This window comes from Sorangium sp. So ce887 (genome assembly GCF_051521455.1).
Taxonomy (GTDB): Bacteria; Myxococcota_A; Polyangia; order Polyangiales; family Polyangiaceae; genus Sorangium.
The window spans coordinates 6,947,926-6,974,480 of sequence record NZ_CP150354.1 but is presented as its reverse complement, the minus strand read 5'-3'; the positions used below and the strand labels follow the sequence as shown (position 1 = coordinate 6,974,480).

The 26,555-nt window shown below is 69.9% G+C and carries 25 protein-coding genes; 18 read left to right on the top strand and 7 right to left on the bottom strand.

What is annotated here, in order from left to right; genetic code table 11:
- Nucleotides 1-438 precede the first annotated feature (438 nt).
- The 6 genes from WMF36_RS25840 to WMF36_RS25815 all read left to right on the top strand — a co-directional run bounded on the left by WMF36_RS25840 (nucleotide 439) and on the right by WMF36_RS25815 (nucleotide 6,455).
- Complete coding sequence (locus tag WMF36_RS25840; protein ID WP_437573418.1) at nucleotides 439-1,782, top strand: peptide ligase PGM1-related protein; 1,344 nt, start codon at nucleotides 439-441, stop codon at nucleotides 1,780-1,782.
- Between the two features lie 90 nt (nucleotides 1,783-1,872).
- Nucleotides 1,873-3,021 carry an MDR family MFS transporter gene (locus WMF36_RS25835; protein WP_437573417.1) on the top strand — a complete coding sequence of 383 codons (1,149 nt, stop codon included), beginning with the start codon at nucleotides 1,873-1,875 and terminating at the stop codon, nucleotides 3,019-3,021.
- Nucleotides 3,022-3,106: 85 nt separating this feature from the next.
- Entirely contained in the window at nucleotides 3,107-4,486 is a 1,380-nt protein-coding gene (locus tag WMF36_RS25830) for an aspartate aminotransferase family protein (protein ID WP_437573416.1), read from the top strand.
- 7 nt (nucleotides 4,487-4,493) lie between these two features.
- Nucleotides 4,494-4,832, top strand: coding sequence for a hypothetical protein (locus WMF36_RS25825; protein ID WP_437573415.1), 339 nt, complete (start codon nucleotides 4,494-4,496; stop codon nucleotides 4,830-4,832).
- Complete coding sequence (locus WMF36_RS25820; protein ID WP_437573414.1) at nucleotides 4,822-6,000, top strand: acyl-CoA dehydrogenase family protein; 1,179 nt, start codon at nucleotides 4,822-4,824, stop codon at nucleotides 5,998-6,000. Before WMF36_RS25825 ends, WMF36_RS25820 begins: the two co-directional genes overlap by 11 nt.
- Before the next feature lie 26 nt (nucleotides 6,001-6,026).
- Nucleotides 6,027-6,455, top strand: coding sequence for a thioesterase family protein (locus tag WMF36_RS25815; protein WP_437573413.1), 429 nt, complete (start codon nucleotides 6,027-6,029; stop codon nucleotides 6,453-6,455).
- A gap of 73 nt (nucleotides 6,456-6,528) precedes the next feature.
- On the opposite strand, the gene WMF36_RS25810 is transcribed toward WMF36_RS25815, so the two are convergent.
- Nucleotides 6,529-7,116 carry a Uma2 family endonuclease gene (locus WMF36_RS25810; protein WP_437573412.1) on the bottom strand — a complete coding sequence of 196 codons (588 nt, stop codon included), beginning with the start codon at nucleotides 7,114-7,116 and terminating at the stop codon, nucleotides 6,529-6,531.
- 295 nt (nucleotides 7,117-7,411) lie between these two features.
- Here WMF36_RS25810 and WMF36_RS25805 point away from each other — a divergent pair, with 295 nt between their 5' ends.
- The 9 genes from WMF36_RS25805 (at nucleotide 7,412) to WMF36_RS25765 (ending at nucleotide 16,496) form a co-directional block, all read left to right on the top strand.
- Nucleotides 7,412-8,131, top strand: a complete 720-nt coding sequence (locus WMF36_RS25805; protein ID WP_437573411.1) for a hypothetical protein — start codon at nucleotides 7,412-7,414, stop codon at nucleotides 8,129-8,131.
- Nucleotides 8,128-8,904 (top strand): hypothetical protein, encoded by a 777-nt coding sequence (locus WMF36_RS25800; protein ID WP_437573410.1) that lies wholly within the window; start codon nucleotides 8,128-8,130, stop codon nucleotides 8,902-8,904. Before WMF36_RS25805 ends, WMF36_RS25800 begins: the two co-directional genes overlap by 4 nt.
- The gene (locus WMF36_RS25795) at nucleotides 8,901-9,599 is read left to right on the top strand and encodes a hypothetical protein (RefSeq protein WP_437573409.1); all 699 of its coding nucleotides are present in this window, start codon (nucleotides 8,901-8,903) and stop codon (nucleotides 9,597-9,599) included. The genes WMF36_RS25800 and WMF36_RS25795 overlap by 4 nt, the downstream gene beginning before the upstream one ends.
- A 215-nt stretch (nucleotides 9,600-9,814) precedes the next feature.
- The gene (locus tag WMF36_RS25790) at nucleotides 9,815-11,077 is read left to right on the top strand and encodes an AAA family ATPase (protein WP_437573408.1); all 1,263 of its coding nucleotides are present in this window, start codon (nucleotides 9,815-9,817) and stop codon (nucleotides 11,075-11,077) included.
- Entirely contained in the window at nucleotides 11,074-12,141 is a 1,068-nt protein-coding gene (locus tag WMF36_RS25785; protein WP_437573407.1) for a hypothetical protein, read from the top strand. Before WMF36_RS25790 ends, WMF36_RS25785 begins: the two co-directional genes overlap by 4 nt.
- Nucleotide 12,142: 1 nt before the next feature.
- A complete protein-coding gene (locus WMF36_RS25780) occupies nucleotides 12,143-13,774 on the top strand; it encodes a DUF262 domain-containing protein (protein ID WP_437573405.1) in 1,632 nt (543 codons plus the stop codon).
- On the top strand, nucleotides 13,771-14,469 hold the full coding sequence (locus tag WMF36_RS25775; protein WP_437573403.1) for a response regulator: 699 nt from the start codon (nucleotides 13,771-13,773) through the stop codon (nucleotides 14,467-14,469). Before WMF36_RS25780 ends, WMF36_RS25775 begins: the two co-directional genes overlap by 4 nt.
- A gap of 12 nt (nucleotides 14,470-14,481) precedes the next feature.
- Complete coding sequence (locus tag WMF36_RS25770) at nucleotides 14,482-16,032, top strand: sensor histidine kinase (protein WP_437573401.1); 1,551 nt, start codon at nucleotides 14,482-14,484, stop codon at nucleotides 16,030-16,032.
- Between the two features lie 230 nt (nucleotides 16,033-16,262).
- Nucleotides 16,263-16,496: a hypothetical protein gene (locus tag WMF36_RS25765; protein ID WP_437573400.1), complete on the top strand. Its 234-nt coding sequence runs from the start codon at nucleotides 16,263-16,265 to the stop codon at nucleotides 16,494-16,496.
- A gap of 41 nt (nucleotides 16,497-16,537) precedes the next feature.
- Here WMF36_RS25765 and WMF36_RS25760 read toward each other — a convergent pair whose 3' ends face one another.
- From WMF36_RS25760 to WMF36_RS25750, 3 genes are all read right to left on the bottom strand, one after another.
- Entirely contained in the window at nucleotides 16,538-16,720 is a 183-nt protein-coding gene (locus tag WMF36_RS25760; protein ID WP_437573399.1) for a hypothetical protein, read from the bottom strand.
- 101 nt (nucleotides 16,721-16,821) lie between these two features.
- Nucleotides 16,822-17,664 (bottom strand): alpha/beta fold hydrolase, encoded by an 843-nt coding sequence (locus WMF36_RS25755; protein ID WP_437573398.1) that lies wholly within the window; start codon nucleotides 17,662-17,664, stop codon nucleotides 16,822-16,824.
- Nucleotides 17,665-17,948: 284 nt separating this feature from the next.
- Nucleotides 17,949-18,362: a hypothetical protein gene (locus WMF36_RS25750; RefSeq protein WP_437573397.1), complete on the bottom strand. Its 414-nt coding sequence runs from the start codon at nucleotides 18,360-18,362 to the stop codon at nucleotides 17,949-17,951.
- A 252-nt stretch (nucleotides 18,363-18,614) separates the two neighbouring features.
- On the opposite strand from WMF36_RS25750, the gene WMF36_RS25745 reads away from it, so the two are divergent.
- Together WMF36_RS25745 and WMF36_RS25740 are read left to right on the top strand one after the other, a co-directional pair.
- On the top strand, nucleotides 18,615-20,426 hold the full coding sequence (locus tag WMF36_RS25745) for a hypothetical protein (RefSeq protein ID WP_437573396.1): 1,812 nt from the start codon (nucleotides 18,615-18,617) through the stop codon (nucleotides 20,424-20,426).
- A 351-nt stretch (nucleotides 20,427-20,777) separates the two neighbouring features.
- Nucleotides 20,778-21,596 (top strand): hypothetical protein, encoded by an 819-nt coding sequence (locus tag WMF36_RS25740; protein WP_437573395.1) that lies wholly within the window; start codon nucleotides 20,778-20,780, stop codon nucleotides 21,594-21,596.
- Nucleotides 21,597-21,880: 284 nt separating this feature from the next.
- On the opposite strand, the gene WMF36_RS25735 is transcribed toward WMF36_RS25740, so the two are convergent.
- From WMF36_RS25735 to WMF36_RS25725, 3 genes are read right to left on the bottom strand one after another with little or no spacing between them, the layout of a single operon-like run.
- Nucleotides 21,881-22,387, bottom strand: coding sequence for a hypothetical protein (locus tag WMF36_RS25735; RefSeq protein ID WP_437573394.1), 507 nt, complete (start codon nucleotides 22,385-22,387; stop codon nucleotides 21,881-21,883).
- Between the two features lie 3 nt (nucleotides 22,388-22,390).
- Nucleotides 22,391-23,437: an AAA family ATPase gene (locus WMF36_RS25730; protein WP_437573393.1), complete on the bottom strand. Its 1,047-nt coding sequence runs from the start codon at nucleotides 23,435-23,437 to the stop codon at nucleotides 22,391-22,393.
- Nucleotides 23,434-23,721, bottom strand: a complete 288-nt coding sequence (locus WMF36_RS25725; protein ID WP_437573392.1) for a hypothetical protein — start codon at nucleotides 23,719-23,721, stop codon at nucleotides 23,434-23,436. Before WMF36_RS25725 ends, WMF36_RS25730 begins: the two co-directional genes overlap by 4 nt.
- Nucleotides 23,722-24,349: 628 nt before the next feature.
- Here WMF36_RS25725 and WMF36_RS25720 point away from each other — a divergent pair.
- Nucleotides 24,350-26,509 (top strand): carbohydrate binding domain-containing protein, encoded by a 2,160-nt coding sequence (locus WMF36_RS25720; RefSeq protein WP_437573391.1) that lies wholly within the window; start codon nucleotides 24,350-24,352, stop codon nucleotides 26,507-26,509.
- The last annotated feature ends 46 nt before the right edge of the window (nucleotides 26,510-26,555 follow it).

Here is a 26,555-nt window from a genome sequence, read left to right as displayed (position 1 = left end):
CTCCCGCTCGGGCGCCGGTGCGGGGCGTAATGGCGCACTTGTGGCATTCGGACACGGGCGTGCGCGTAGCCGCGCCGCTGCGAGCTCCTCGCCAGCCTACACCGCGCGCTGCCGCTGGCTGCAGGCCGGCTGCGGCCGGCGCCTTATTCACGGCGGCCGGCGCCTGTTCGAGGACGGGCGATGTCGTGAGCCGCCTGCTCCGCGCGCCCTCCGAGGTGGCCGCGAGCTGCCGCGAAGACAGGGACTAGGTAGCGACCCTCTCGGCGCGGGATCGGAGATCCGATTGCACGACGGATGACCGACATCGGCGCAATGGCCCGCGGCATGGCAGCGCAGGGGCATTGACGACAAGACATCGAGATCGGCTGCCCTGGACGAGTCGACTCCCGCGGCGTATATGAGCGCTGTAGCCGGGGACACAGGGGGCCAGGAAAACTCATGCCGAAGCTGATCATCGGAAACGTCGCTACCGAGAACATGCTCGGCGAGACGTGGAGGATGACCCACGAAGACCGGCATGGCTGGTCGACCGTGGCGAATCGGCTGGCCTGGCTCGCGGAGGACGGCGACATCATCCTGGCGCCCCAGCCGCTGCCCGAAGCGTTCCTGCGCTACGTGTTCGTGCTGAATGGCGTCGACCGCAGCGCCGTGAGGGTCGTCGTCCCGCCGGGGAGCGAGCGTCAGTCGACGCTGCTCACGTTCGACGTGCTGAGCAGCCCCGCGATGCTGGAGCGGCTCCTCGCGGCGACCCGGGATCGTGGCGACTGGACGGTGTTGCCCTATTATTATGACCGGGCGATCGCCTGGCTTGTCGCTCGTCTGGGCCTTCGTGAGCATCCTTCGGTGCAAGCGACCATGCGCCAGGGCGGCGCCGAGCAGCTGAACAGCAAGGTCGACTTCCGTCGTATCGCGGCTGGCCACGGGATCCCGGTCGCCGAGGGGGCGCCCTGCTCGTCAGAGGTGGAGCTGCGGGCTGCGCTGGACGAGTTTCTCCGTCCGACCGGCGCTGTCATCGTGAAGCAGGACCTCAACGCCGGCGGGCTCGGGAACGTGGTCGTCACCACCGAAGCCCTCGATCTGGACGCCAGCGGGGCGGCGGAGACGATCCTCCTCGGGGAGGCGTCGGACCAGGGCCAGGTGGCCGAGCAGCTCTGGAGGCGCCTCACCGGCCCTCGCAACGCGACCCTGGTGGTCGAGGTGTTCTACCCGCAGGCGCCTTCGTATTACACGGAGCTGGAGATCTTCGTCGACGGGAGCCGGCCCTATCTGCTGAACTTCGGCGAGCAGCGCCTGGATCCGATCTGGGTAGGCTTCATGATCCCCTGTCATACACTCGGGCCTTACCACCTGGCCGAGCTGCTTTCGGTCTCCATGAAGCTCGCGGACGTCGCGTGCGCCCGCGGCTACGTGGGCAAGCTGAGCTGCGACGCCATCCTGACCCGGGATGGTCGGATCCTGTTCAACGAGATCAACGGGCGGCTGGGGGGGTGCAGCCATATCCACGTGCTCGCCAGCCGCTTCTTCGGCCCTCGCTACGGCAACGACCACACCCTGCTCACGCGGAACAACGTGAAGGCGGGCCCTTTCCCGCGGGTGCTCGATCTCCTGGAGCAGGATGGGCTGCTGTACTCTCCCGGCCGCGAACAAGGCGTCGTGGTCCTCAACGAGGACACGGAGCGGACCGGGACCGTCGAGTACATGGTCGCCGCCCCGACGAGGACGGCAGCCCAGGAGCTCGAGCATCGCGCGCTACGAACCCTGGAGAGGAGCTGTCGTCCATGAGGATGAGGATCGCGGCGCGCGCCGAGCGGCCTGCTCGTGGTTAAGGCGGATCCCACCCCGTCGCTCGGGTTCGCGGTGTGGATCGCGCTCGTGTCTCAGCTTCTCATGAACATGGCCGCCTTCGTGGCGACGCCGTTCATCACGATTTACCTGGGGAAGAACCTGCGGTTCTCCCCCGCCGAGGTGGGCACGATCGTCTCGGCGATGATGGTCTCCGGGCGTCTGCTCCAGATCCTGACCGGCCCGATCGCCGATCGCGTCGGCGGACACTCCATGATGATCGCTGGCTTGCTGCTGCGCGCCGCCGGATTCGCCGGCTTCGCGTTCCTGACCGGCTGGTGGGAGCTGCTTTTCATGACTCTGCTGGCCGGCGTCGGTGACGCGCTGTACGAGCCCTCGGTCAACGGGACCTTCGCGGCCCAGCCGGCCGAGATCCGCCCGCGCGTGTTCATGCTGCGCAATCAGTTCCTGAACATCGGCGTGGTCATCGGCCCCATGCTGGGCGCGGCGCTGGTGGGCTACGGGATACGTGCGCCTTTTCTGAGCGCCGCCGCGTGCTTCGTGGCGCTCTGCGTCCTTCTGGCGGTGGTCGGCCCCCTCGTCGAGTCACCGGAGCGACGGCCGTCCGTCCTCGAGAACTATCGCGCCGCGCTGAGGCACCGGCCGTTCCTGGCCTTCTGGGGCGTCATGGTGCTCTGGTGGATGCTCTTCTCGCAGCTCTTCGTCTCGCTGCCGGTCAAGGCGCTGGAGATCGGGGGCAGCGAGCGGTGGGTCAGCACGGTGTTCCTCGTGAATGGCGTCATCGGCACGCTGGCGATACTCCTTGTGCACCGCCTGAACGAGCGGCTCCCGGTGCACAGGTCGCTGCTCGTCGGCATCGTGCTCGCCGGGCTCGGCCTCGGCTTCGTCCCGCTCTTCCCGGCCATGGGGTGGCTGCTCGCCTGCGTCCTGATCTACACCCTCGGCGAGTCCATCACGCAGCCGTGCGCCGACGTCATGGTCGCAGGCTTCGCCGACGCGCGGACCGGCGCGACCTTCTTCGGGCTCTACAGCGGCTCGTACGCCCTCGGGGTCACGCTGGGGAACTACCTCGGGAGCTGGCTGGTCCTCCGGCTCACCGGCGCCGGGCCATGGCTCGTTTATGGCGCGATCGGAGCGCTGGGCGCGCTGGGAGTGACGCTCTACAACCGGCGGTTCATCGACGCCGCGAAAGCCGAGCGCGCCCTGGCTCACCCATGACCGCCGGGGGCGACCCCCCCAATGGCAACGACGTGACTCGCCCCTGCACCACGGAAGGAGCGCGCGCATGACTGCATCCGGATCGATGAGCTCGATTGTCGATGACTATGTCCGTCTGACACCCCGGTCACGAGAGCACTTCGAGCGCAGCCGCGCCGTCGTGCCCGCCGGCGCGACCCGGAGCCTGAACTCCTGGCTGCCTCATCCGGTCTATGTCCGGGGGGGCAAGGGGCCGCTCGTGTGGGATATCGACGGCCGTGAATACGTCGATTTCCTCAACAATTACACAGCGTTGATTCATGGACACGCCCACCCGGCCGTCACGGCCGCGATCTCCGAGCGGCTCGAGAGCGGGACGTCGTTCGGGTTCTCGACCGAGCTCGAGGCGACGCTCGCGGCGCTGCTCGTCGAGCGCGTGCCGTCCGTGGAGCGGGTGCGCTTCACGGGCTCGGGCAGCGAGGCCGTGATGTTCGCGTTGCGCCTGGCGAGGGCCTTCACCGGCCGCATGCGCGTCGCGAAGATGGAGGGGGGGTTCCACGGCGCGCAGGACGATGTGATGGTCAGCGTGAGGCCGCCGCCCGCGCAGGCCGGGCCGATCGCGCAGCCCGCCGCGCTGCCCGAGACCCACGGGCTGCCGCCGGGCCTCGCCGAGCGCGTCCTCGTCCTGCCGTTCAACCATGTGGACGAGACCACGGCGTTGATCGAGGCGCACGCCGGCGAGCTTTCGGCGGTGATCGTCGAGCCGATGCTCGGCGTCGGCGGGATGATCCCGCCGGTCCCGGGCTACCTGGCGCGCCTCCGGGAGCTCTGTACGACGCACGGCATCCTCTTGATCTTCGACGAGGTGATCTCCCTGCGGCTCGCGCCGGGAGGGGGGCAAGAGCTCTATCAGGTCACTCCAGATCTCACGGTCATGGGCAAGATCATCGGCGGTGGGCTGCCCGTCGGAGCCGTGGGCGGGCGGGCCGACGTCATGGCGCTCCTCGAGCCGAGGGGCGGGCATGACATGTATGATCCGCGCGCGGGCGGACCTGCCCTCTACCAGGGCGGAACGTTCACCGGCAATCCGCTGACGCTCGCGGCCGGGCTCGCCACGCTCCGCGAGCTCACGCCCGACCGCCTTGCGTCGCTCGACGCGCTCGGCGACGAGCTGCGCAGGAGAATCGCCGACCTGCTCGGGAGGCTGGGCGCGCCGGTCACGGTCACCGGGGCCGGCTCGCTCTTCACGATCCACATGACCGGGGGGCCGCTGCGGACGTTCCGGGAGGTCCGCCGCGCCGATAGCGTCTTGCAGCAGGGCCTGTTCCTCGGGCTGCTGAACGAGGGGGTGATGCTGGCCCCGCGCGGCATGGGCAGCCTGTCGACGCAGACGACCGCCCTTCACGTGGATCGCCTCGTGGACGCGGTGGGCCGCGTGATCTCCAACCTTTGCGACGGGGGCGCGGCGCGGGGCGCGCGCGGGTGAGCCAGCCATGCTGTGGACATGCCAGTGCTGCGAGTACGAGAAGCAGGCGGCGATCGCCGATACCTGTGCGTGGTGCGGCGGCGATCTCGCGCCTGCGGAGCGCGCAGGCGATCACGGCGGCGCGGATCCGGCCGGCGCCGCGACCTTCCTGTGGGCCTGCGGGAAGTGTGAGTACGAGAAGGTGGCGACGTGGGCCCGGTACTGCGCGTGGTGCGGCAGCGACCTCGTGGCCCTGTGCACGGCCTGCCGGCAGCGCGTCGATCGCGGGAGCGGACGCTGCGCCACACATGAAGCTCATGGGGGGAATGGCCCGTTAGAGAGCAGAGGAGGCGACGATGCAGCTTGAGTGGAGCCAGCAGCAACTCGAGATCCGTGAGCGGTTCCGGCGGTTCGCTCGGGCGGAGATCGCGCCCGGCGCGGTCCGGCGCGATCGGGAAGGGTCGTTCGACCACGCTCTGTGGAAGCGCCTGGCGGATACGGGCCTCTGGCGCCTGCTCAGGCGGCGTGAGCCCGGCGGCGACCCTTGCGCGCTGTGGGATTTCCTGGCCGCGTTCGAGGGGCTCTCGTCCACCGCCGAGGATTTCGGGCTCATCATGTCGGTGATCGCCCATGCGGGGCTCCTGGAGGTGCTCCTCCAGCATGGCACCGAGTCGCAGCGCCGTGAGCAGCTCCCGCGGCTCATGAGCGGGTCGGTGGGGGCGACCGCCGCGACGGAGCCTGGCGGCGGGTCGCACATCGCCAGCCTGAAGACCGCGGCGACGCCGGTCGAATCCGGGTACGTGCTCACCGGAGACAAGGTGCACATCACCAACGCGCCCATCGCCGATGACCTCCTGATCGTCGGGCGGATCCCGTCGCTCGGGCGGCAGGACATCACCCTCTTCCTCGTCGCGCGCGGCCAGCCGGGCGTGGTCCTGGGGCCCGGTGAGGACCTCCTGGGGCAGCGATCGAGCCCGACGGGCCCCATCGGCTTGCGCGACGTGCGCGTGACGGCCGCCGATTTCGTGGGCGAGCCGGGCCATGGGCTGGCGACGCTCTACTCGTTCCTGAGCTTCGATCGGCTGATGTATGGCATCGCCGTGGCGGGCGTCCTGGAGCCGGTGATCGCGCGCGCCATGGAGCGGATCAGCTCGCGCATGGCGTTCGGGGTGCCGCTCGCCGAGCACGAGTACATCCAGGACAAGCTCGTCGACATGAAGCTGACGATGGAGACATCACGCTGGCTGGCCTACAGCGCCGCTGCGGAGCTGTGCAAAGCAAACCCTGCTTCCAGCATGCAAGCGTCGCTGGCGAAGCTCGCGGCGTCCGAAGGGATGGTTCGGGCAGGGCTGGAGCTCATCCAGCTCTTCGGCCACGAGGGGTACGACCGGGCGTCGGGGATCGAGCGGGTCCTGCGGGACGCGACCGCGCTCCGGCTCGCCGGCGGGACGACCGAGATGCAGAAGAAGAACATCTTCAAGCACCTCGTCAGGCTCAGGGCGCAACACCCTCAGAGGAGCGACGGCGAAAGCTGAAGCGGCGTGGGATGGAGGAGAAAAGCATGAATACGATGACCCTACCCTCGGATCTCGAATTTCAGGAGCGCATCTCGGTCCGCGTCGAGGACTGCGCGAGCTCCTGGGGAAATGACGGGCTGCTCGCCTTCTCGACCCCGGCGATGCTCGGATACATGGAGCTCGCCTGCGTCAAGGCGCTGCGGCCGCACCTGCCCGCGGGCACCATGACGGTCGGAGGGACGGTGACGCTCCAGCACCTGGCCCCGACGCCGGCGGGAACGCACGTGGAGCTCCGGGTGGCGCTGCGCGAGATCGACGGCAAGCGCCTCCGGTTCGCCTTCACCGTGCACGACGCCCAGGAGAAGGTGGGGGAGGGCATTCACGACCGGTATCTGGTCAACCAGGGGCGGTTCGAGGAGCGGCTGCAGCAAAAGCGCGCGGCCCTCGGCGTCGGCCCGCAGGCCGTGGAGTGAAGGCGGCTCCTTCGATGCATGGATGAGATGCGCCTGCGGCCCACGCACGTCGCGGCGGGCCGATCGACCGCTGTCACGTGGCCTCGTCTCCGAAGAGCGCGTCCATCTCCAGCTCGACCTCCCCGAACGGCTCTGCCCTGACGCGCTCTCCGCGCTCGGCGGTGAGGATCAGCAGATATCCCTCGGACGTCCAGCGGTGGACGGTCAGCGTCTGGTCCTCGGGATCCACGATCCAGTAATGCGGCACCCCGCATCGCTGATAGACGCGCATCTTCTTCACCCGATCGTTGCGTGCGCTGGACGGCGAAAGCACCTCGCACACCCAGTCGGGCCGTACCGAGATCGGCGTCGTCCTGGGCAGCTCGGGCAACCTCTCCCGCCGCCATCCGACCCCGTCGGGGCGATAGACCTGATCCTCTTCGAGCTGCACTTCGGCCTCGGTCACGATCCACCACCCGCCCGGGAGCCGCCCGCCCGGCCGCCGGTCGTACGGATCGCCGATGCGGCCGCCGAGGACGCGCTGCGCCCTCCCGTGGGGGCCGCTGGGCATGGCCTTGCGCACGAGCTCGCCGTCGAGGATCTCGTGAAAGCGCTGCTCCTCCGGGATGGCCAGCAGATCGGCGAGGGCGGCCCGGGGCCCGAGCTGGAAGGCGACCGACATCCCGCCAGCATACACCGCGCGCTGCCGCTGGCTTGCAGGCCGACGGCGGCCGGCGCCTGTCCGGGGGTGGACGATGTCCCTGCTCCCGGGTGGCTCCGGCCACGGCGGGCGACCTGCCACAACTTCGCCACAACCTCTCCGCGTCCGTTCCTTGTCGCGGGCGCGGGCGCGCCTCGCCCGGGGGGTACTTCCATCGAGGCCTGCGGCGGCAGCGAGCAGGCCGAGCCTCCTCGGGCGATCGGTCCAGGAGGCTCGGTCGAGCGTGCCGCGCAGCGCTCACCACCCCGGAGGTCCTGTGCACGCGCAAGCTCCCTGTCTTCTCATCCCACCCTCGCCGGAGCCCGGCACGGAAGCCGGTGTTCCCGGGCCCGCGGCGCCCCGAGACGACGCGCCGCCGCCGCCCGCGGCCGGCGCGACCGCCGAGCCCGCGGCGCGCGCTGGACACCCCAGCTGGACGGCCTCTCTCCTCGTCGAGCGGCCGGCGGCCGAGCTCCGCCAGGACCTGTCCAGGTTCGGCGTCGGCGTCGGCCTCGCCTCGCTTTATGGCCTCGCGCTCGGCGCGCGGCAGGGCGGCATGTCGTTCGTCCACCACGCCGCCGGCGTCCCCGCGGCCATGGTCGCCGTCGCCTGCCTCGGCGTCCCCGCGCTGACGATCGTCTTGACCCTCTTCGACGCGCCGCTCGACCCCTCGCGCGTGCTGTCGGCCACGGCGCGCGCCGCCGCGGCCACCGGCCTCGTGCTCGGCGGCCTCGCGCCCGCCGCCGCGCTCTTCATCGTCACGAGCGGGTCGCAGGACACGGCGGCGCTCATGGGGCTGCTCGGCCTCGCCGTCGGCGGCGCCCTCGGCGTGCGCGTCTTCCTGCGCGACCTCGGCGCCGCGCTCCGGCGCGATCAGAGCCTCCTCACCCGGTCCGGGTACACCGCGGCGCTCCTCGGGTTCGCGGCGTTCGCCGTCGTGCTCGCCCTGCGCGTCTGGTGGGAAGCGCTCCCGCTCCTGGACGGGGGTAACTCGTGAGCGCCGTCGTCCTGAGCCGCCTGCTCCGGGCGCCCTCCGAGGTGGCCGCGAGCTGCCGCGAGGACCGGGACATCCGCGCCATCGCGCTCGCGTCGCTCGGCGCCATCGCCCTCGGCTCCGCCGTGTTCGGCGGCGTGATCGGCAGCTTCCGCGGCAGCGAGCAGATCCTCTACGCGGCCGTCAAGGTGCCGCTCGCCATGCTGATCACGCTCGCGCTCTGCGCCCCGGCGTTCCACGCGCTCGCGGCGGTCCTCGGCCGACCCTGGCCGATGCGGTCCGTCATCGCCCTCGCCCTCGCGTCGGCGGGCCGCTCCTCGCTCGTGCTGCTCGCGTTCGCGCCCGTGATCTGGCTGCTCATCGATCTGGGGCTCGGCTACCACGCCTCCTCGGTCGCCGCCTGGCTCGCCTACGCCGTCGCGGGTCTCGCGGCGCTCGGCGTGCTCGTGCGCGGCATCGGCGCGGGCCCGGGCCGCGCGCTCACCGCGGTCGCCTTCATGGCCGTCTTCTTCGCGATCGGCGGCCAGGCCGCGTGGATCCTCCGGCCGTACCTCGGCCGTCCGAGCGAAACGGAGGTCCCGTTCCTGCGCGCCCGCGAGGGGAGCTTCGCCGACGCGTTCGTGAAGAGCTGCCGCTCCGCGCTCGGGATCTACGACGACGACCCGTGCTCCCTCGAGGGGCTCGACGACGGCCGAGCGTCGCCGCCGGACGGCGCGCGCGCCTATGCTTGCGCCGAGGACGCCGCGCGCGGCGGCCTGCCGGAGGGGGCGCGATGAGCCTCCGCGACCTCTCGATCCTGTACCTGATCGCGGGCCTCGCCTGCGCCGTGGCGGTGTACCGCGCCTCGCGCGATCGCGGCGACGCGCGCCGGCGCGCCGCGCTCTCCGCGGCGCTCTGCGTGCCGCTCTGGCCCATCTGGGCGCCCGTCGCGCTCACCGCGGGCCGCGGGGCGGGCGGCGCGCGCCCGGACGGCGACGCGGGGACCGCCGCCGCGCGCGTCCAGGGGGCCCTGCGCGAGGGGGTCAGCGCCTGCGCCGGCACCTCGTTCGAGGCGCTCCTGTCGCGCGACGCCGCCTCGCGCATCGAGGCCGAGGTGACGCGCGCCGCCGCCCGCCACGCCGAGCTCGACGCGCTGCTCCGCCAGAGCGGCTTCGACGAGGTCGCCGCCGCGGCGCGCGTCGCCGAGATCGAGCGCGGCGGCGCCGGCGGGCGCGCGCTGGCGACGGCGCACCTCCACCTCGAGAACATCCGCCGCCTGCAGGCGATGCGCGACCGCGACGCCCGCGCCCTCGAGGAGCTCGCGGATCTCGTCCAGGCGCTGCGCACGCAGCTCGTCCTGGCGCGCTTCGCCGGATCCTCGGTCGAGGGCGTCGGTGGTATCGTGTCCGAGGTCTGGGCGCGCGTGGAGGGCCTCGGCGCGGCCATCGACGCGCACGGCGGCGCTGAATCAGAGGAACCGATCGCGACGTGAGCAAGCGCTGGCGGACGCGCGCCGCGGCGAGCTCGGCCTGAGCTCCGGGGGGCCGCGGAGCTCGGAGGATGCGGGCGATGGCAAGGCGAGCCTCGCGAAGGATGGCTTGCGAGAGGCCCACCGCAGGCGATAGCGTAGCCCGAGTCTCCGACGTACGCGCACGCCGGAGCCGGATCACGCGGCCGCCTAGCCGGTCTACACCCGACAGATCCTCCATGCTCACCCTGGACTCCCTATCCGTCGCTAACTACCGCGCGTTCGCTGATCCGACGCCCCTCGAGCTCCGGCCGCTGACTCTCCTTTACGGCCGGAACAGCGCCGGCAAGAGCGCGTTGCTCCGCGCGCTTCCGCTGATCGGCGACTCGGTCGCCGAGGGGGCCTCCTCGCCCCTCGACCTCTCTGGAGACGCTGGCCGAGGGAGCAGCTTCCACGACCTCACCTGGAAAGGGGCGAAGGAAGATCCCTATCTACGGCTCAGCTTCTCCTGGCCTCCTTCATCTGCTCTCTCGCGCATCGAGTATGGGCTAGATTTCTCACGTGAACGACGCATAACCCTCGTGAAGGAGTTCAGCGCCTCCGACCGCGCTGGGTCGCGCGTGCTCCACGCCACGCACGCGCCCGAGCCCGACGAGGCGAGAGCGAACGAGCTTCACTATGATATCGTCGATGCAGGGCAACCCGAGCAGCGTATCCGGCTCGATTTTGTGGGGCTCGTGCCTGAGCTCTGCCCGGAAATTCAGCGGCTCAAAGCGCTGCGCGAGCGGATGCTGGAGCTGCGAGGGGCCATCCAGTGGCTTAGCGCGTTACGTCGGCCCCCCGCGCGATTGACGCCGGATCAAGGGTCGAAGCCGAAGCGCATGAGCGGCAGTGGCGAAGAGGCTGCGAGCATCCTCCGATCGAACCCCGACATCGACGCGGAGGTCACGCGGTTCTACAAGGAGCGCTTCGGACGATCCTTCGCGATCGTCGAGGTACCCCCGAAGCATTACCGGATCCTGCTCCGACCAGATCCGACGATGGATGTCGATCTGATCGACGCTGGCGAGGGCATGATGCAGCTCTTCCCGGTGCTCGTGGCCGCGGCCATGGCCCGTCGTCACGAGAGCGGCGGACCGAGCATCCTGGCAATCGAGGAGCCCGAGTCGCAGCTCCATCCGGACGCTCAGCGGGAGCTCGCGGAGCACCTCTGCGAAATTGCCGCTGGTCCGAACCCGCCGCGGATAGTCCTCGAGACGCACTCGTATCCGTTGCTCCTCTCCGTACAACTCGAGATCGCGAGGGGCCGACTGCCCAGGGAGCGCGTGCTCGCTTACTGGGTCCACCAGCTCGAAGATCACCGGAGCCGTGCCGAGCGCGTGACCTTCGACGATCAAGGACGCCCTGAAGGGAACTGGCCGCCGGACGTCTTCGCCGATCACAGGGAGCTCGCGCGCGAGCTCATGAAGGCGCAGCTGAAAGGGAAGCCCCGGGTGTCATGATCGTCATCGTCGAAGAAGCGGTGTTCGCTTCGGGTCGCACGAGCTCGCTGGAGCTCCTCGCGCTGTTCCACGCGTGCCTCGACGATCGGCACGCGCTGCTCACCGACCCTCCTTTTGCGAAGGGGATCTCTCCTACCATTGACGACTGGCTCGCGTCGCTCCCCGAGGCGCTCAAAGACGAGGCCGCCTTCGTGCTCGATGAGGGCGCGAGCGCCGCCTCGCAGCGAACCTCGGCGGCCGTGCGGATTCGGGTCGGCGACGTCGCGTCGAGCGATCTCCGCAGCGCCACGCCCACCGTGATGCTCGCCGATGCCCTCCGGTTGCTCCATGCACCGCTTCGCCTGCTGGTCGAGAACCGCCGGAACGACGGGGCCTTCCTACGCAAGCTCGCGCCGCCCACATGGCGCAGGAAGTTCGTCGAGGCACTGGAGCGACGCTGGATCGAGCTCGACAACGGTGGAGGGCTCGGCGAGCTCACCGCCACCGTGAACGCAGCAGCGCGAGAGCCGAGGGAGCACATGAGGCTCTGGGTGATGTTCGACAGCGACGCGCGGCAACCGGGGCAACCCAGCGCCGACGCGCGCGCGGCGCTCGTCGCGTGTCAGGCGATCAAGCAGCCTTGGCCGGTGCCGGCACATTGCCTCGAGAGGCGGGCGATCGAGAATTATCTACCTGTCCAGGCGCTCTTCGTGTGGGCGGAGCTCGCGAGCGGCCCCGAGAAGACACGGCTGCGCCGGTGTGCGGAGGCGTTCAAGCAGCTGAACCCATCGCAGCGCGCACACTACAATATGAAAAGAGGCCTCTGGGGCGAGTTGACGAGCGAGCGGCAGCGTTCGTACATCAAACAGGACTCGGACGTGATCGACGAGGCGGAGTTGCCGCCGCTGTTCCGAGGTCTCCCCGAGGATCCTCGGCGGCACCTCCTTCATGGCTTCGGCAAGGACGTCGGCTCATTGTTCCACGACGAGGACAGCGGGATACGCGTCGTGGAAGACTGGCTCCGCAAGGAGATCCCAGACCAGGTACGAGCCACGTTGATCCAGGCCATCTTCGACCGGATGTAACATGGCCAAGCCTGGATACCTCGCCCAGCCCATCGTTCAGCGGCTCCCGGTGATCCTGGACGAGATCGCCCAGGGAGCGTTGCGCATCCCGAAGTTCCAGCGTCCCTTCGTCTGGAAGGACGATCAGCGCCTGCAGCTCCTCGACAGCATCAAGCGAGGGATGCCTATCGGCAGCCTTCTCGTGTGGCGCACCAGCGACCACAGGCTCGATACCTATCGACGCCTCGGACCGTTCGTGCTTCCCAAGCCGCGCGAGTATCACGAGGTGTATACCTATCTCCTCGACGGTCATCAACGGCTCTCCACGCTCTACGGCGCACTTCGTGAGGAGACGGAGCATGAAGACGATGACGAGGAGGAAGATGTCGTCGATGATTCGTCGCCCCGGTGGCCGATCTTTTATGATCTACAAGGGGAGGAGTTTCGCCTCCCGTCGCGCGTGACCAAGCCGCCGGCGACCTGGCTGCCAATGTCTCGGCTCTTCAGCCCGATCGCCTTGTACGAGTTTCAGAAAGAGCTGATTAATGCAGGGTACTCGAAGCTCGCGCGTAAGGCGGAGTCTCTTGCCAATACGTTCAAGGACTATCAGGTTCCGAGTGTCCCGATTGTCACCGAAGACCTAAAACAGGTGACCGAGAGCTTCCAACGGGTGAATAGCCAGGGGACGAAGATGAACGAGGTCCACATGATTAATGCATTGATGTGGACATCGGATTTCGATTTGAACGAGCGCCTCCGGCAGATAGCCGAGCAGCTCGCGCCTTCCGGATGGGGCGAAATCGATCACCAGATCCTCCTGAATACGATTAAGTTGTCTCAGGGGCTCGATATTTATACGGCAGCCCCAGAGGAGGTGATCAGGGCGCTCCGCAAGAGCCCATCGCTGCTCGACGAACTGGCGACGTACATCGAGCATACGGCGGAATTCCTGTCCCATGCCTGCCGAATCGAGGGCCCTCTGGCGCTTCCATACAAGTACCAGCTCGCCATCCTCGCGGACGCCGCACGTGAGAACGGAGGCCCATTCAAAGGAGCCATAGCAGAGGCGCTGACACAGTGGTTCTGGCTGACGACCTACACCGAGTATTTCTCTGGCATGACCAGCACTCAGCTGCGGCACGCGGTGGAGCATGTGCGGGCCATCGTGACAAAAGGGGCGAGTGCCAGGCCACGGGATCTGCCGCGCGAGGTAAGCCCCTTGCGCCGTTTTGATTTCAACTCGGTGCGCAGCCGTGCTCTGGTGCTCCTCCTCGTGCAGCGGGAACCGCGAGGCCCGGGTGGAGAGTCGATGGACGCGGCCGAGCTCGTCGCAGAGATGGGCGTCGAGGCGGTCCCGAAGATCTTTTCCGCACGTGACATCGGCGAGCGCAGGTCTTCCGATGGACCCGAGAACCGGTGGATCGTCGCTCCGAAGAGGTCTCGTGCCCTGTTCAACGCGCTGACTGCGCTCGAGGGAGCCGAACGTGACGAGTTGATCGATAGTCATGCCATCCCTGGAATTGCCATCAGGAAACTTGCACGCGGCGACGTCGCCGGTTTCTTGAACGCGCGCCGCAAGCATCTCCGCGCCATCGAGAGGCGTTTTGTTGAATCGCTTGGCTTGACGTACGCAGAGGAACCGATCGCGACGTGAGCAAGCACATCCTGGTCGTCGACGATGAGGCGCGCATCCGCGAGGTCCTGCTCTACGCCCTGCAGAAGGAGGGCTACCTCGTGACGGCGGTGGCCGACGGGCGCGCCGCGCTCGAGGCGGCGGGGGCGGGGCAGGTGGACCTCATCGTGCTCGACGTCATGCTCCCCGAGCTCGACGGCCTGGAGGTGTGCCGGCGGCTGCGCGCCGCGAGCAGGACGCCGATCCTCTTCCTGTCGGCGCGCGGCGACGAGGTCGACCGGATCGTCGGCCTCGAGCTCGGCGGCGACGACTACCTCACGAAGCCGTTCTCGCCGCGCGAGCTCGTGGCGCGCGTGCGCGCGCTGCTCCGGCGGGCCGAGGCGCCGCCGCCCGCGCCGCCGCCCGCCGGCGCGCGCACGGCGGTCCTCCGCCACGGCCCGATCGAGGTCGACACCGACCGTCACGAGGCCCGCTACCTCGGGCAGCTCGTGTCGCTCACCGCGACCGAGCTCGGCGTGCTCGGCGCGCTGCTGGAGCGGCCGGGGGTGGTGCTCTCGCGCGGCCAGCTCATGCAGCGCGCCTACCGCTACGACAACCTCATCACGGAGCGCACGATCGACACCCACGTTCGCCGGATTCGCGCTAAGTTTCGCGTAGTTGGCGGCGATCCGATCGCGACGGTCCACGGCGTCGGCTACAAGCTGCACGGGGCGTAGCCGGGCCGCGCGATGCCGGGCCATGCGATGACCGAGCGCCTGCGCCGCGAGCTCGGCCGGATCCGCGTCCGGCTGCTCATCGTCAACCTGGTGGTCCTGCTCGTGCCGGTGGCGGGGCTCGAGTTCGCGCGCCTCTACGAGCGGCAGCTGCTCGGCTCGCTGGAGCGCGACATGGCGAACCAGGCGGTCCTGGTGGCGGCGATGCTCACGTCGGCGCTCGACCGGGGGCTCGAGCTCGACGCGCCGGAGCACGGCGACGTCCTGACCCGGGCCGCGAGGCACACGCGCACGCGCGTCCGGGTCCTCGACGGGGCGGGCGCGGTGGTCGCCGACTCGCACGAGAACGGTCCGCCCGAGGGGCCGGAGCCGGCGGCCCCCCGGCTCATCTCGGCGCGCAGCCAGGGCGGTTCGAGCCGGGGCCTCGCCGATCTCGCCGATGAGGTGCGGCCTTTCGGCGAGGACGCGCGCGAGCGCTGGCCCGAGGTCCCGGACCGCCCGGAGGTGCGCGACGCGCTCGCCGGGCGCCGTGCTGCGAGCACGCGCGTCCGGGAGCGGCAGCCGGCGGTCCTCCTGTTCCTGGCCGAGCCGATCCGGCGGGGCGGCGAGGTGCTGGGCGCCGTCTACGTGGTGCGCTCGACGCAGCCGGTGCTTGTCGAGCTGCACCGGATCCGCTCGGGGCTCCTCCGCGTGCTCTTGATCGCGAGCCTGTTCACCGGCCTCATCACGCTGGCGCTCGCGTGGTCGATCTCGAGGCCGCTCGGCAAGCTCTCGCGCGCGGCCAAGCGCATCGCTTCCGGGGAGCGCGACATCGTGGTGCCCGTCTCGGGCAGCGGCGAGATCCGCGACCTCGGCGCGTCGTTCGCGGCGATGAACGAGCGGCTGGGGGCGCGCCTGCGGTACATCTCGGATTTCGCGGCCGACGTGGCGCACGAGTTCAAGTCGCCGCTCACGTCGATCCGTGGGGCTGCCGAGCTGCTGGACGAGGGGGCGGCCGACGATCTCGAGGCGCGGCGGCGCTTTCTGCGGAACATCGAGCTCGACGTGGCGCGGCTCGACCGGCTTGTGTCGAGGCTCCTGGAGCTGAGCCGCATCGAGGCCTCGAGCGAGGCGATGACGGTGTTCGACCTGGAGGCGCTCGTGGCGCGCGTCGTGGAGCGGTGCGCGACCCCCGGGCAGCCGGTCGTGCTCCGGTACGAGATGCGGAAGCGGCTGCTCCGGGCGCGGCAGACCGACCTGGAGACGGCGCTGCTGAACCTCGTGGACAACGCGGTGAGGTTCTCGCCGCCGGGGGAGGCGGTGGTGGTGACCGTGGAGGGCGGGGAGGGCGGGGCAGGTGGAAAGACGGCGAGGATCGCGGTGCGCGACCGGGGGCCGGGGGTGCCGGCGCAGCATCGGGCGCGGATCTTCGACAGGTTCTTCACGACCGACGAGAGCCGCAACGGAACGGGGCTCGGGCTGGCGATCGTGAAGAGCGTCGTCGAGGCGCACGGCGGGGCGGTGACGGTGGAGAGCGCTCCGGGGGAGGGGGCGAGCTTCGTTGTGGAGCTGCCTGTGAGGCAGTAGAGCGGGGCGGGGAGGGCTGCCAGACTGCCAGGCGTGGTGAGCTTCATCAGGTCAGATGGATGGAGGGCCATCCACTACCCGCGGTGGCTTGACCCCGGCCGCCTGCGCGCTGCGCCTCGCTGCGCTGCGGGCGCAGTCACGGTGTTGCGGCGCCCCTGGCACATGGCTGCTAGAATCGTCATCGGTCTCATCCTCTGCACGCCGGAGGAGCTCACCTTCGAGGAGAAGCCATGATAAACGACCCGATCGTGGATGAGGTCCGTGCGATTCGCGACTCTATCGCGAAGGAGCACAATTATGATATTGACTCGATCTTCGAGTCCTTTCGGCGCTTGCGAGAAGCTGGTGAAAGATCCGTTGCTCCTCCTGCTGCCCGACAATCGCCTGATGAGCACGACTCCGCTTCGTCAGAGGGGGCAGTCGAGCAGGATGGTGCGGCGGAAACCGCTGCGCACCATCGCTGAGCGCCGAATCGATGTGACGGTGTACCAGTGCGTGCAGGATGTCAGCGAGGGCCATCGGATGGCTCGCGCACGCTCATGATCAGGTCGATCGAGCTCTGCACCTGCGCCAGCCGCTCCGTGGGGGACAGGCTGAGCATCCAGCGGACGAGGGAGCGGTCCACGCCGTTCTCGTCGTAGGGGCTGTCGTCCCGCTCCTCGGCGGGAGGCTCCAGAGGTCCGGCCATGCTCCGAGTCTAGCATCAGGCGGGTGTCAAGCGTGCGGGCACGCTGCCCCGCGTCGACCTCCCCGGTTCCCTACCAGCACCTCGCGGCCGCACCTGGTCCCCTATTGCGCCGGGGCAGGGGCAGCGACGACCTCACGGAGGAACCGCTGCGCAGCAGCGAAGAAGGGGGTCGGACACTCGAACCACGGGAAGTGGCCGCACCTCGGAACCACGACCAGCTCCGGCTTTGCCGCGCGGAGCGCCTCCATGCTCGCCTGGGCGATGTCGAGCCCGAGGAAGTCACTGTCGCCCTGGATCACCATCGCCGGCACGCGCAGCGGGGCGAGCCGCGGCCTCACGTCGACGCCCTTGAGGCTCTCGGTGATGTGCCAGTCGACCTGGCAGTTCATGTTGCCGGCCATGATCACCTCCGGCACCGGGAACCGAGGATCGGCGAAGTAGGCCGGTGCCGCGGCCTTGACGCGATCGTTGCAGTCGAAGCCGGCCGGCCGGGTGACGAGGCCTTGCCGCGTGAGTTGCATGACCCGGTTCATGAGGTTCTGTCTACCCGCCTCCCACAGTCCCGGGGCCACGACCAGACTGCCGACCAGGAGCAGAGATGCCACGCGATCGGGGTGGGCGGCTGCATAGAGCGTGGCCAGGGCGCCGCCCCAGGAGTGCCCGAGCAGGTGCATGCGTCCGACCCCGAAGTGGGCCCGCAGCCGCTCGAGATCGGCCACGTGCTCCGCGTATGCGAGGGCGGTGCCCTCCGGCGCGGGCGAGCGGCCCACGCCGCGCTGATCGTAGGCGACCACCCGGAGTCGTTCGGAGGCCAGGCGATCGAGCGGCAGCATGTACTCATGCGTGTCCCCCGGCCCGGCGAGCAGCACCAGGATCTCGCCTTCCTCGGGGCCCGTGATCCGCGCGAACAGCGGGACCGGATCCATGGGGATCTGGAGCTCCAAGACGCCGGGAGGCGCAGGCGCCCCGGCGGTGCTGGCAGGCGACGGCGGCTGGGCGACGGCAGGCGATGACCGCCGAGCGTCCGGCGGCACCGGTTGCGAAGCCGTGCTCGCCGAGCCGCACCCGAGCGCGAGCGCCAGCAGACCGAGGACGGCGATCGCGCCCCGCGTGCGGGTGCCGAGGCGTGTTCGAGCGGAGCTTGAGGGCGATGGACGTCGCGCCGGTGCAGCCGCTCCTGGCACAGGCGGTTGCCGTGCAGCCGGCGAAAGGTCGTTTTCAGGTTCACTCATATCGGCCTCGAATCATCCCTGTGGAGGAGCCAGAGCCTGCGCCCGTCGTGGGTGACGCCGACCGAGTTGCCCATCGCGGGAGCGACGCTCCTGCGGGGCAGGATGCGGTAGAGCGCGCGGAGGCTGCCATCGTGGTCGCGCCGTCCTGCGTCCGGCGCGATCGCGTCCGCGCGGGGCCCGCCGCCGGCGACCTCGGTCGCCTCCGCGTCCGGGGTGTCGCTTGCGACACGGCTGTCCGGCGGGAGCCGGGGTTGGGACACGGGAGCGTGCTTCGCGCCGCCGCACCCGGCGGACGCCCTTCCGATGAAGAAGACCAGCGCCAGGGCGCTCAGCCAGAGGAGCTGCGCGCGGCGCTCTGAGGTCGCCAGGGCGCTCAGCAGGAGCGGCCATCGCTGTTGTCGGTGGTTCATCGATGTCACGGCTCCAGCGAACGGGATGGAGTCTATGATGCGACGGAGAGGAGGCCAACGTGAATCGCGCCGCACGCTTGGGCGAGGGGGCGGTCTGCTCGGCGCTGGCGCTGCTTGCGACCCGTGTCGCCTCGAGCGATGTACCGCTTCGGTTCCGATTCACGCGTCGAAAGGAGATTTGACGACCACGATGAGCAACGCAACGACATCGGCCCGCGTGACAAGGACGAGCCGAAGAAGTAAGCGCGCGGGATGCAATCGCTGATGGAGACCTCGGCAGGCAAAGAGTTGCTGGCTCGCTCGCTCCGCGAGTGGCGCCTCGCGGACCGGTCGTTCGAAGAGGCCGGGGCCGAGCGGGCGCGCGCCGAAGCGATGATGCGGCAGCTCCGCGCGAGGGAGATCGCGGAGCGGGTGTCCTGGGCCGAGAGGGCGATCCCCTTCAGCCTGCGCGCGAGGGCGCTGGAGTCCGGGCTGTGGAGCGCGGAGGAAGCGATCGAGCGGCTCAGGTGCGTGGACTTCGTGAGCCGTCACGCGTTCGTCCTCCACCACCTCGGGGTATTTCCCGACGCCTCGCTCCGCGCCGTGCTCGCGATCGTAGGGCAGCCTCAGCCCGGCGATGGGGCGGAGTGGTTCGCCGACGGGGCGGCGGTGGCAGTGGTCGCTGTGCGCCTCGCGCGCGCGGGACAACCCGAGGGATGTATTGACGAACGCGCACTGCTGAGCGAGCGCGCGACGCGCCCGGCAACGCAGGCCGAAGAGCATGCGCCTCCGCCGCACGCCGAGACGCCGGAGGCGCGGCTCGGGCGGCTGCTGTTTGGCCCGAAGCACGCAGCGGCGATCCTCACGGACAGAGGCTTCGACGGGGTGCTGGACTTCGCCGAGCACCACGCCGCCGGCGACGAGCTGGCGCTCGTGGTGGAGTTCGCGCGCGCGCTCGAGGGCGAGCGGCGCGCCCGGCTCGCCCGGGCGCTGTTGCAGAGCGGCGAGGAGCTCTACGACTTCCCCGGATTCGCCGAGCTGTTCTCCCCCGAGGAGCAACGCGAGCACCTGCGGGCGGCGCTCGCGCGCCACGAGCGGCCGGCCAACGTGGAGATCCTCCACACGCTCTCGCGCGCCGCGCGGCTCGCCGGTGGCGTCCCGCGCGGTGTTCTCCTCTCGCTCTACCTCGACGAGGTGCGCGGTCGCGGCGGGTATGTGCGGCTGAGGGGGCTCTTCACCGCGGCGGCGCTCGCCGAGGGCGACCAGCGCCCGGCGCTCGTCGAGGAGACGCTGGCCTGGATGGACGGATGCGACGACCTCGACGGAGCGGATCGGGCGGAGGCGATCGCTGCCGTGTTGCCGTTTTTGCCCGCAGAGCGCGCCGTGGCGCTCGCCGGGAGCGTGCTCGACGCGGTCGCGGAGGGGCAGGTCGGCAGGACACAGGCGGGCGATCGGTTGATGGCCATTCCGGACCCGGTGTGGGCGGTGCTGCCCGCCTCGCAGTGGGAGCCGGCGTTGCGCTGGGCGCTGGAGGAGGGGGCGGAGTTCTTCGACTGGATGTCCTGGAACCAAAAGACGCTGCCTCGCGAGGTGCGCGCGATGCTGGAAACGCAGGTCGAGGCGGTTTCGTCCTCGGACGCGAACGAAGACGCGGTGCCTCCGAGTGACGCCTCGGCGGACGGCGGGGGACGGGAAGGAGAGCTGTCGCCCGAGCAGCGGCTCCGCCGGTGGGCCAGCGAGGCGGTGTCGCTGTCCGAGGTCGAGCGCGCTGCCAGTGCGTCTGAGATCGACGCTGCCGTGCGCTCGATCCTGGCGCAGCCGGACACGGAGGACGGCGTGCTCTGCGACACGCTGGCGAGCCTGCCCGAGGCGGCGCTCCGGGCGATCTGGTCGGTGCGCGCGCGCGCTGACGCGTGGCGACGGACCATCGACATCAGCGATCCCGCCCTCTTCGCCTATCTGCCGTCGGAGCACTACCTCCATGCCGAGGCCGTCCTCCAGCTCATCCTGCGGCTCGGCGGCGCCTCGGCCCTCTGCGACTTCGCGCTGATGCTCGTCCGCCTTCAACAAGAGCGTGCCGCCTGATGGCGCGATGGTCGCGCGGAGCGACCACCAGGCCCGGGACGTCCCTGCCGCCGCTGCCGAAAGCAACCTTTCGACGGGTCCTCCCGAGGCCGCACTGAGCGCCTCCGGCCTCCCTCCTGGCCAGAACGATGCCAGCCCAGCTATCCCCGCAACATCCCTCGTTCTTCTCACCCATCCTCCCCTCGCGCTCCCCGCGACACGGCAGGATTGCGACTCCCCATCTTCTTCTATAAGTCCACATTCCCGCCCACTTCTCTCTGGACACCTCTCTTCACATCATGAATAGAGCACGCTTGCCCGTCTGGCATTCCAGCGCAATCCCGCGCTCCTGCCACGGACGAGGATGATCTCATGAGCAAATACACCGCTTCTGAAGTGATCCAGCTCCCCCGCCTCACCGCCGTCGGGGCGATGGCGCTAGGCGAGCAGCTCCTCACGGCGGCGAAGCCCGCGAAGAAGCAGCTCGCGAAGGGCATCGCGCGGGCGCTCGCCGCGCTTTCATCGCGGCACGGCGAGCTCGCGTCGGCGCTGCGCGATCAGGTGTCGCTGTCCGGAGGAGGGGAGGCGAGCGAGGATGCCGTCCAGTGCGACCGTGTCATCGACGGTTGCTGGAGCGGTCTCCACGACTTCCTGACCGCGTTCACCAAGCTGCCGTCCGGCGCGCCCGAGGTCGCCGAGGCGAGCGCGCTGAAGGCGGCCATCTTCACGGGAGGGCTCAAGTTCCTCCAGCTCACGTACGTCCTGGAATGGTCCGAGAGCGAGCTCCGGCTGCAGCGCATCCGCAAGAACGGCCTCGACGCGCGCCTCGAGGCGCTCGGCGGCAAGCGCTTCCTCGTCGCCCTGGAGGCCGCGCACGCCGCCTACGGCAAGGCGCTCGGCGTCACCGCGCCCACGGCCGCGGCCGCGGCGGCGCCGCCGAGCGTGCGCGAGGCGCTCGACGCCTTCACCGAGGCGCTGCGCGCGTACGTGATCAAGGTGATGGGCGCGGTCGAGCCCGACGAGCCGGAGACGCAGGAGCTCGCCGACAAGCTGCTCGCGCCGCTCGCGACGTGGAGCGTCGGGCCGAGCGGTCGCGGCGCGGCCCGGAAGAACGACAAGCCCGAGGGCGAGCCCGCAGCGCCCCCTCCGCCCGACGCGCCGAGCGCCCAGCCGGCGCCGGTCGACCTCTGAGCCCGCTCGCGTAACGCCGCCCACCGGACGCCCGCTCGCGCAACACCGCCCCGCCTCACGCCCGCTCGCTCCCCGCGTCACCCGCCCAGGAGCACGCCCTGACCGCCGCCGTGGCGGCCCCGGGCGCCACCGGCGCCACCGGCGCCACCGGCATCCGGGCGTCCCGCCGTCCGGGTGTCCCGCCGTCCGGGTGTCCCGTCCCGCTTCCTCATGCCTGCCGGACAGCGCGCAACGCCCCGAGCCCTGTGCCAACCCTCCGACTTCGCGCGAGGGCTTTATGGGGGTCATGTCACTCTCCAGGCGAGGGATCCCATGCGGCTCGTCTCCGCCACGAAGGGGTGGGCGTCGATGGGTTTGAGCCGGCGCCGCAGCGCCTGCTGAACATCCGCGGGATTGATGGCGCGCGGCCGCAGCGTCGAGTGCTTGCTGGGTTGCTCCAGATGGAGCACGACCCGCAGCTTCTTCGCGCCGAGCACGGCCATGGCCACCTCCGCCTCCTGGGCGTCGTTGGCGTTGATCTTCGCCGGAAGCATCGCCGCGAGCGTATCCACGACCTTGCCCGCGACCTCGTCGTCGAGCGCGGACGGCTTCGTGCGCGCGTGGATCCGGTAGTCCTTGACCTCGATGAGCCACGCGGTCCGGTCTGGATCGACGGCGAGCAGGTCGAGCGCCTTGATCCCGTCGCGCACCACGGAGAACTGCGTGCGGTAGAACATCCACTCGTCGTACTTGCTCACCACCCAGGTGCTCGGGAACTCGAAATTCAGGCCATCGACGGCGACGGTCGGCATGGCTCAGCCTTCCGGGCTCAGGAAACGGTCGGACTGCTCGAGCTCCTCGTCGAGCGCGGTGATGGCCCCCATGTCGTCCACGGAGGGTCCTTGCTGGACCGAGACACCCGCGTCCGACAGGTGGAGCCCGAAGAAGCGCGCGTCGACCTCTCCCCCCTTGCGCGCGAGCAGCATCTCGATCTCGCGCAGCAAGAACAGGCTGTGCGTCGCGATGAACACCTGGATGCCGCCGAGGCTCAGATCGACGATGCTGCCGGCGACCTTCTTGATGATGCGCGGGTTGAGGTTCGCCTCCGGCTCGTCCCAGAACAGGCACCCTTTGTCGAGCAAGGCCCCTGTCGCGATGAGGCGGGCGAGCATGCCGAGCTTGCGGAGGCCCTCCGCGACGAGCGGCATCTCCATGCGGCCGCTCCCGCTACGGAAGTAGAATCGACCGTTCTTGTCGAGATCGATCCATCCGCCCATCGCCTCCTCCAGCGGCCCAAGGAGCTCCCGGACGCGCTTTTCCTTGATGCCCCTCTTCAGGGGCGCGCCGAGGAGCAAGCAGGTATCGCGCCATGTCTCCTCGAATTCGAGATAGTGGTTCTCATACACGGACACGAAGCCTGGATAGATGGTAAGGAGCTCCCGGGTCGGCAGGTAGGCCGGCGCCGCGTCGACCCACTCCGTGGGGAGCGTGTCGATCGAGACGTCCGACTTGCTCTGCGTCGAGAAGCCGAACGAGAACTCCCAGGCCTCGTTGGTGCAGGTCATCCGCACATCGCAGCGCTCACGCCCTTGCTTCCGCCGGGCGAGGCGCCCCAGGGCCTCCGGGCGGAAGACGCTGACGAGCTTGTCCGCGAGGCGGGTCTGCAGAGCCGCCTTGGTCGGGGGCGCGGCGTTCGGCTTGCGCCCCTCCTCCCAGCTCGTCGCGAGGATGGAGTAGGCGAGCTTCAGCGCGTGCGTCTTTCCCGTGCCGTTCTCTCCCACGAACACGTTGAGGTGCTGTCCGAAGTCGAGGTCCGCCTCGCTGAAGGCGGTGAAATTCTTGATATGAAGCGACCTGATCATGGCTTGCCTTCGAACAGATCGAGCGGGTCCTTCGTTTCCGGGACCTCGCCCGCCGAGGCCTCCTCCTTGACCCTGCGGCGCATGAGGTCCGACGTGTCGACCGCGTGCGCGCCGTCGCGGAACCTTCCGTAGAAGTGATCCGCGTCGAGGAGGGAGCCATCCGGCAGCCGGTAGATGAGCTGAAGCGAGCCCGGCGGGATGGGGATCGCCGCGACCACGGTGACCACGCTCGACGGCTCCACGCCTTCCAGGCTCGCGCCGTTCGTGACGTCCTCGAGCTTCACCGTGTTCCCCTTCCGATCGGCGCGAGCAGGCCGCGAGGCGACGCACCGTAGCCGGACCACGCTCGCCCAACAAGGGCCGACTACCGAGGCGCGCCGCTGGACGGCACGAACCGGCCGCTCTGTGCCAACCCCCCGTGATCTGTGCCAGACGAGGGGGGTCCGGCACTGGCACAAACGCAATGCATTGCGACACACTGGGGTCCGGACCCCTCGAGAACGCTCTGCAGAGCGTCTCCGGGAGCAAAATTGTGCCAGAATTCGCGTTTCACACCGGAATTCTGTGCCAGAAGCGCCGTGAACGTGCTGGATCTTGTGCCAGATGGGGGGTAGGGACCCCTCCGGACCGCAAAACAGAGCGCCTGCCCGGGCTCGGCACCCCCTCCGGCCCTCAGAGCAGAGCGCGAGCGAGGGGTCCTGCATGCTCCTCGACGAAAGCCGGAGCGCACCCGGGACGTCGCCCGGGTGTGGCGACGAACGACGTGTGCGCGCCCCGAGGAAAGAAGCGCGCGTTTTTCATGGCCCTCGGACCAGGCTTAAGCGGTTCAGGCGACGGGCTGGGGCAACGAGCTCCCGGGGGCTCCTCATTCGATCTGGAGCTCGCTCTCTCTCTTGTCTATCGTTGCCCCCCATGCGCAACGAAGACCGCGACGCGAGATCTCACGGACGACTCGCGCGCTCCCGCGCGATCACCCGGCGACCTGGCGCCCTCGGTCACGGCGCGCTCGCGCTCGGCCTCGTCGTGCTCGGCTGCGGGGGCGAGGACGGCCGCGGCGAAGCCGCCGGGACCACCGCGAGCACGGGCAGCGCGACGCAGGCGACCTCGGGCAGCGGCGGCGGTGGGGCGGGCAGCGGGGCCGGTGGGGCGGGCGGCGGCGGTGGGGCGGGCAGCGGGGCCGGTGGGGCGGGCAGCGGGGCCGGGGGCAGCGCGCCTGCCGGCCCGCCGATCGTCATCGACGGCGAGGCGCATACGCTCACCTGGGCCGACGAGTTCGGCGGCGAGCTTGGCGCAGGCCAGCCGAGGTCGCAGGTCAACGCCGGCTTCTGGAGCAAAGAAAACCTGGGCGTCAACTTCGAGCAGCAGGCCTACTCGAACCGCGAGTGCACCGACCACCCCGACACCTGGAACTACTGCGTCGAGGAGGGAAAGCTCACCCTCCTCGCGCGTGAAGAGCCCCTCGATTGCGTTGTCTGGAAGACGTGCGCGGGCGCGGCGGACTGCGACGCGAACGGGACCTGCATGGACGGGTATTGCCTGAGCGACCAGAACCAGAACAGCGTCTGGGACCACGACGAATGCGCTCCGCACACCGGCATCGCCAACCCGCCCGCGAACGGGATGACGTACACGTCCGGCCGCCTCAGCACGGACGAGAAGATCGAGCTCCGGTACGGCTACCTCGAGTTCCGGGCGCGCATGCCCTTCGCCGAGCTCGCGGCGGGGGACGCCCCGCCGAGCGGCATGTGGCCCGCCATCTGGCTGCTCGGCGCGAACGGCGCCCTCAAGGACGGCGGGGTGGACGACAGCGTCGGCTGGCCGATGAACGGCGAGATCGACGTGATGGAGTACACCCAGATCAAGGAGAACCCCGCCCTTTACCCCGACAACCGGGCGATGGGCTTCAACGCGCTCTGGCGCGAGCGGCCCGAGGCGGGGGAGAGCGCGGCGAACTCAGGCGCCTGGGAGCCGAACGCCTGCAGCGCGTGGCCCAACGGCGGCGACGCGAAATGCGACGCCGACGTCGGCGGCGCGAGGTCGACGTGGGACGGCGTGACCCTTGACTATCGCGCGTGGCACACCTGGGGCTTCCTCTGGGACGAGGACCGCTTCGCGATCTACATCGACGACCAGCCGCAGAACGGCGGGACGCCCGTCGGCGTGTTCAGCATCGGAGAGGGCGCGACCGAGTACCGCCAGCCCATGTACCTCATCATGAACCTCGCCGTGGGCGGCGAGCTCGGCTGCCTCGGGTGGAAGGACCGCGCGTGCTCCTCCGCCGCCGAGTGCGCGAACGGCGCCGCGTGCGTGGATGGCCAATGCGACGAGACCGCGGCGTCGTGCATCGACGTCGACTGGGCAACCCAGGGCGACCTGGCCAAGCTCGAGGTCGACTACGTCCGCTGGTATCACCGCGCCTCGGGGTACCCCAGGCTGCCGTCGGCCGCCTGCCAGGACGGCGACGGCGACGGCGCGCCGGACAACGTCCTCAAGAACTGCGGCTTCAACGAGGACCACACGTACCACCGCAGCGACATCTTCTTCGAGGGCGGCGGCGGCCTCACCGAGATCATCGACGAGGGCGGCGACCACGGCCACGTGCAGTGGGTGCGCATCGATAACGGCGGCACGCAGCCGTGGAATGTCCAGGTCCGGCAGGAGGGCTTCCCGCTGGCAGCCGGCACGGAGCACACATGGCAGGTGGACGTCAAGGCGAGCGCGCCCCGCGTCGTGCCCATCAAGATCGCGCTGGCCCATGATCCCTGGACGACGCTCGCCACCTTCGACTGCGATGTCGGGACGGCGTGGTCGACCTGCAGCCCGCCGAGCTTCACGCCCGAGAGCGCCGGCACCTACAAATTCGAGATCGACCTCGGGAACGACGGAGCGAGCAGCCACGCCGGCACCGAGGTGACCCTCGATAACCTCTACCTCGGCACGGCGGATCGCGCCTGCCAGCCGGACTGCACAGGCGTGTCGTGCGGCGACGACAGGTGCGGCGGAACGTGCGGCGCGTGCGCCGCGGGCCTGAGCTGCGCCCCCTGGGGACAATGCGCCGCGGGTGTCAACTAGGCTCGGCGCGAGGCGTGCCCACCCTGTCGAGCACGCGGGCCCTGTG